The sequence below is a fragment of the Paralcaligenes ginsengisoli genome (assembly GCF_054781135.1).
Genome location: NZ_BAAGUZ010000016.1, coordinates 38,328 through 44,327, shown reverse-complemented (window position 1 = coordinate 44,327; position 6,000 = coordinate 38,328). Strand labels below are relative to the sequence as shown.

Below are 6,000 nucleotides of genomic sequence, written 5' to 3'. Positions count from 1 at the left end.
TGGCGCCAAGTGGGCCTGAATAATTCGGCCGTCAAGACGGCCTTCGAATGACGCTTACGGCCTCGAAAACCGTCTCCGCCGTAGTTCGTTTGATGAAAATGAGCTGCATTCGCCAGTTTGGCTTGAGCGTCACTATTAAGGCGCCACGGAGAGCCATTTGTGTATATCGCCTGAGTGGACGTAAAGATCACCACCCCGATTGCGCATGCCGAAGTAAAGGCTCGAGTCCATCCGAGAGTTGAAAAGTTAAGGCGCCGGTATCGGTTTTCCACCCATAGATAAACGGGATAGGCGATAAGAAACGGGATTACGACCAAGTCCCATTTTTCATGGGTTGTTGGTTCGGTGTATATGAAATACCGATAGAAAACGATAATTGGCCAGTGAACTAGGTAAAGAGAGTAGGAAATCAGGCCAATGTTCACCATTAGTCGGTTTCGAAGCAGTGTACCAATATACTGCGCTGGGCCAGCGAAGATGCATAGGCCAGCCGCCAAACAAGGCAGTAACGCGGCAAGACCGGGGAACGGGTGATCTTTGTTCAGCGTGATTGCACTATAGAGTAATGCTGCAATCCCGCAAGCGAGCAAGACTTCTAGCATGACATTTTTGGTGGGTCGTAACCGTTCTAACCACGGTATTAGTCCACCGATGGCAAACTCGAATACGCGAAATTGGGTCAGGAAATAAGCCGCAGATGGCTCATGTCGTACAGCTTGTTGCGAATAGTACAGTGATACGGAGCCAATTACAGCTATGACGACTGGGACAGCCCAAGCCCGAAACCTGAATGCAACCAGAAGGATGAGGGGCCAAAGTAGGTAGAACTGCTGCTCGACGCCAAGAGACCACGTATGCAGAAGAGCATTAGTAGACGCAGCCTCCGCAAAGTATCCCGAGTTCTTCAAAAATACAATATTCGAAACCGAAAACAAAGCTGCTATTGTCGATTGCCCTAGGGTTTGAAAGTGTTGGGGCGAAAGCAGAAGATAGCCAAACGCCAAGGTTAATGCGAGAATGGTAACCAGACTCGGATAGAGCCGAAAAAAGCGCTTTGATAAAAACTTGAAGTAGTCAAACTGATTGTTCTGACAGTTGCTAAATAGAATCTTTGTTATTAGATATCCGGAAATGACGAAAAAGACGTCAACTCCAACAAACCCACCACTGATAGATGCAAAGCCGGCGTGAAATAGAAGAACGAGAATTACGGCAACGCCACGCAAACCGTCAACATCAGGACGGTATTTTTGAGACAGGACGTGCTTATCTTTCATTTTGAAATATCTTTTGTTGTTTTAAAAATTAGCAACATTCTACCAAGCTAACCTCGAATTTGATTTTTCCATTTACCCAGGTGGACACCTGTATGCGAAGAGATATATCGAACACGGTGGGCGCCAAAGTCGGCGTATGTACGTCCCCGAATTCAGGATTGATCTGATATTAAGTTGCCAGCAGATTGGCGTTTCGCTTTTTATATGCGCCAAATTGTATCGATTAGAAGTTTGACCGAAAGGCCTAAAACGCCCCACACTAAAATGTAGATCCAGCTATGTTTAACTTGCTGCAGCAATTCATGGCCACGTGCAGCCACAATTTTTATGATTAAAATCAGGTAAATTAGATAAAAAATTGCCCCAGAAATTGCATACATTTCAGAAATGTAGTTTTTGAAATACATCGCTGCTAGTAGCACAGCAATAAGACGGCCAAGTAATCCAAAAACTTGTAAAACGAGAGCTAATATCTGGTTTCCCGTAACGTGTAATGCCATGGATATCGGTGACGTTAGAAATTGCAGAGTAAGCCACGGTGTCATCCACATTACTAACACGCCAGCCCGATGCCATTTTTCGCCAAAAAGCAATGAGAACACCTCAGGAGCGATAATCCCCGCGAAGATCAAGGGGCCAACGCCGGTTTTCATTAACCCACCTAAAATATTGGTTGTAAATTTTCCCAAGTTCCCTTGTCTGTGTTCTTCTGGGGCTTTGGATAAATACACTTGTGCAATAGCCCCGCCGATTATGCTTGAGGGGGCTTGCATTACTTGCATGGCTAAGGCAAGAAAGCCAGCTTCGGGGCCTGCAGCTGTGCTGGCAATGATAATAATAGGTATTTGAATAGACGCGTTATTTGCTAGGGCCTCCATTGCTGAATATTGAGGAAATCGCTTATAAAGAATTAATAAACGGTGCATTTCACTCAAACGAATAGCTTTGAAGATTCTGCCGTCTTTGACGGTAATATGTCGACTTAAGTTGGCGATACCTATACTGTTCCCGATTATTTGACCTAAGATTAAGCCTATCGGTGAAGCCCCGAACCAGCCAAACCCCACTTGCGTGGAAATATTACCAAAAGCTTGTGATACTCTAGTTTTAGCAATAACAGAAAAATCCTTTTTCCTGGTTGCCCAAAATTGCAGGGCACTGTAAGTGCTAGCGAATAAAACTCCGATGGGTAAAAGCCAAAGGTAAAATTCGATTTGCGTTGACCCGAGTAATTTGCTAACAAAAGCGGGTGCGATTAAAACGGGTAATGCCACAAGTGTTGATACAGCCGTCGCAAAGCCTAATGCTAACGCGAGGATGTTAGCTGCGTCAGTATCATGCTTTGGCAAAGGGATTGCGATGTCTAGACGCAAGCAGGCTGGCACTGCGATTATGCCAAGTAGAGAGGTGTAAACCGCCAAGATGCTGAAATCTGCTGGTGTATATAAGCGAGTTAGTAGAGGCAGAACAAGCATTGTAAGCGCTTGCCCTGCGGCTGTCCCGCTAACTAAAATGGAGACGGAACGAATAAATCCGTTGCGTTTAGCGTCTTTCAGCCGTTCATGTAGAGATGTTGTAAGTTTATGGGTTGGCATAGCCTTCCATTTGCGGGTCATACAGTTTCGCCATTGTAATAAGTGGCGGCAGAGCTAGTAACGACGATACAGACACGCGTGGGACGGATCTTTCATCTAAGGACATGACAGGCAATGTGTATATATCGATACTTACCTCCTGATTTAATTAGTTCTTATTAAAGGCTATTTCAGGGTTCGTAAAAGCAACTTGCGCAATGTTTACCTTCGTTCTTAAAAGCCTGATGGAATACGTGCTTGGAGTTACGGTATCTAAAAAATTGCAACAGCAAAAAGCCGAGCTACTTTTACCGTTTGATGATCGAGGCTGTTTCGATTTCATTTAGATGGAATAATTGTTAATACGCTCGAATTAACCCAGGCCTTTTTTAAGGGGCAAGGCACTTCAATTTTTTTGAATCCAGCAAAACACATGTGTTCTTAAAAATGGGAATAAATTACACAAGGTATAGAGTGAGGAATGGATTTTAGTGACTCGTCGGCTTATTGGTGGTGCAAGGGTCACTCGAATCGTTGATATTTTTGCTTCAGGAAATAATGTTTTTACGCGTTTCAGTGAAACTCCCCTAACATCAGGATTAGAGGGGTTATTATAGATAAAGTCATACCATAATATTGCACCGCCTGGCTTAACCCAGCGCCACATATTATTCGCTAGATCTTGTTGAAATTCATTATCTATTAGTGAGCTGAACACAGTCGACTGATAAACGAGATCTAGGCTTTCATCCAAAATATTCAGCGATGTTGCGTCACCCGGATAGAGGACAACACTATTGGGTAAGTTTTTCCGCGCTAATGCTAGCTTTTCATCTAACAGTTCATTACCAATAAGATTTGATGGATCAAATCCCAACCGAATCAACTCTACCAAGTTTGAGCCACTACCACATCCGATTTCTAAAAGAGTAGTCTCTGAAATTTGTGTATTCAAATGTGCACTGAGCAATCTAAAAAGAGCTTTTTGCTTTTCAAGCAAAGCTTGCCAAACAGCGGCGTTTATTATGTTGTAGCGACTGTCCACGCCCATTGCTTTTCTACGCTCGTAGCGCTCAACCACCAAATCGACCTCATCTACCATTTTTACTTTCCATTTTGTGTAACTTTATAGAGCGTACATCATACTGGGCTATCCTGTGAATCCGATCCTAAGCACTTCCGGCCTATAACCTCTAATGTCCTTATGTTTACGCATTTCTAATGCTCCCGATTAACTTGCGGTGCATACTCTGGCACCCAACGCAATAAGCTCATCCTTACCTCCTCATCTGAATGAGAGGTTGACTCAATCAGCCAGGCAATAATTTCTGTTAAGAATAATTCTGGCACAGGCCTAGAACGAGCAATACGCAATTTATCGTGAGGCGTTTCCAATGTTTGTTCAGCATCTGCTAGCAATTCTTCATATAGTTTCTCACCAGGACGTAGGCCTGTAAACTCAATGTGTATTTCATCTTCGCTATAACCAGACAAGCGAATCATGTTGCGCGCCATATCTACAATTTTTACCGGCTCACCCATATCTAAAACGAAGATCTCACCACCTAGCCCCATGGTCGCTGCTTGTAATACCAGTTGGGCAGCTTCAGGAATGGACATGAAATAGCGATTAATTTCGGGATGCGTGACTGTAACCGGCCCGCCTGCAGCTATTTGAGCCTGAAATTTAGGGATAACACTACCTGTGCTGCCCAGAACGTTACCGAAGCGCACCATCTGAAACACTGTCGTTCCGCGCTTCATTGTATGTAGCGCTTCGCATAGCATCTCGGCTAAACGTTTTGTCGCTCCCATTACATTGGTGGGATTTACAGCTTTATCAGTAGAAATCAATACAAATCGCTCAACATCATAACGCTGAGAACATTGCGCGACTGTGAGGGTACCTAATACATTATTACGCACGGCCTGCCACGCATTGCCAACTTCAACCAAAGGCACATGCTTATAGGCTGCTGCATGAAAGACAACTTGCGGTTGATACAATAAAAAGATTTCGTTCATGCGATCGGCGTCTTTGACGTCACCCATCAAAGACACAACTCGGATATCTTTTGCGTACTGCGTAAACCACTGTTCGATCATATACAACGCAAATTCGCTGGAGTCTACTAGCAGAATGCAAGTTGGACTATATTGAACCAATTGTCGGCACAGCTCGCTACCAATTGAGCCACCAGCGCCTGTTACTAAAATAACTTTTCGCTCTAGCATCTGGGCCACATTGTTGGCATCAATGTTTACTGGCTCACGCCCCAATAAGTCTTCAATTCTAACGGGGCGCATAGTATTTATGGCTACGCGTCCACTCATCAGCTCGGCTAGTGCAGGCACAGTAAAAACACGAGCACCAGCATTGACAGCCAACTCGGTGACGCGGCGCAAGACGCTTGCTCCTGCCGATGGCATTGCAAAAATCACATGGTGTGCGCCATAGCTTTCCAGCACCTCCACCAGCCTTTCAGTGGCTCCTAAGACCCTACGGCCGAATATCTCTAAGCCCCATTTACTTTCATCGTCATCCACTAAACCTACTACGTGCCAATCGGGACTATGTTCTAAGGCTTTAACCAACATAGCCCCGCCCGTACCTGCTCCGACTACAACAACTGGCTTACCTTCGTCGGACAAAGCCCCGTACATTTGTTGTTCACGTAGCATTCGCCAAATAGCACGCCCACCGCCCATAATCAACACTAATAATATTGGGTACAACAATAAGACGGAGCGGGGTACTGTTTGGCTTGCCATAGCAAAAGCGCCAAAGGCAAGCAGACCGAAGCTTGAAATCGCAACTGCGAAAATAACGCGCTTTAAATCAGCCAAACTAGCAAACATCCACATCCCTCGATAAAGCCCTACCCATTTGCACGAAACCACTTGCAGCACAAGCAAAGGCAATATTCCCAACAAGATTTGATGTTGATACTCCACCGGCCATTGAAAATTAAAGCGAATTAGATAGCTACCTAGCCATGCAACTACTACAGCTAAGAAATCAAATAGAAAAATCAATAAATAACGAAGCGTGATACTCACAACCACTCCAAATAACAAAAAGTCAAAATTTGATAGACGTATGAGTGTAAGACACCGCCCCAACATTCCCCTATACTGTCGTCCAATCT

At 44.6% G+C, this 6,000-nt stretch carries 4 protein-coding genes; all 4 read right to left on the bottom strand.

Translation table 11 applies throughout. The annotated features are described in order from the left end of the window. The coding region (locus tag ACYVIS_RS09725) for an acyltransferase family protein (protein ID WP_460873870.1) at window positions 1–1,277 on the bottom strand (1,277 nt) is incomplete at its 3' end. A 200-nt stretch (window positions 1,278–1,477) separates the two neighbouring features. Next, entirely contained in the window at window positions 1,478–2,893 is a 1,416-nt protein-coding gene (locus ACYVIS_RS09720; protein WP_460873869.1) for a lipopolysaccharide biosynthesis protein, read from the bottom strand. 364 nt (window positions 2,894–3,257) lie between these two features. Then, complete coding sequence (locus ACYVIS_RS09715) at window positions 3,258–3,953, bottom strand: class I SAM-dependent methyltransferase (protein WP_460873868.1); 696 nt, start codon at window positions 3,951–3,953, stop codon at window positions 3,258–3,260. A 116-nt stretch (window positions 3,954–4,069) separates the two neighbouring features. Beyond that, complete coding sequence (locus tag ACYVIS_RS09710; protein ID WP_460873867.1) at window positions 4,070–5,917, bottom strand: polysaccharide biosynthesis protein; 1,848 nt, start codon at window positions 5,915–5,917, stop codon at window positions 4,070–4,072. Between the last annotated feature and the right edge of the window lie 83 nt (window positions 5,918–6,000).

What these genes read in the sequence shown, in the direction of transcription:
- ACYVIS_RS09720 (WP_460873869.1), bottom strand. Translation starts at nt 2,893, where the DNA reads ATGACCCGCAAATGGAAGGCTATGCCAACCCATAAACTTACAACATCT.
- ACYVIS_RS09715 (WP_460873868.1), bottom strand. Translation starts at nt 3,953, where the DNA reads ATGGTAGATGAGGTCGATTTGGTGGTTGAGCGCTACGAGCGTAGAAAA.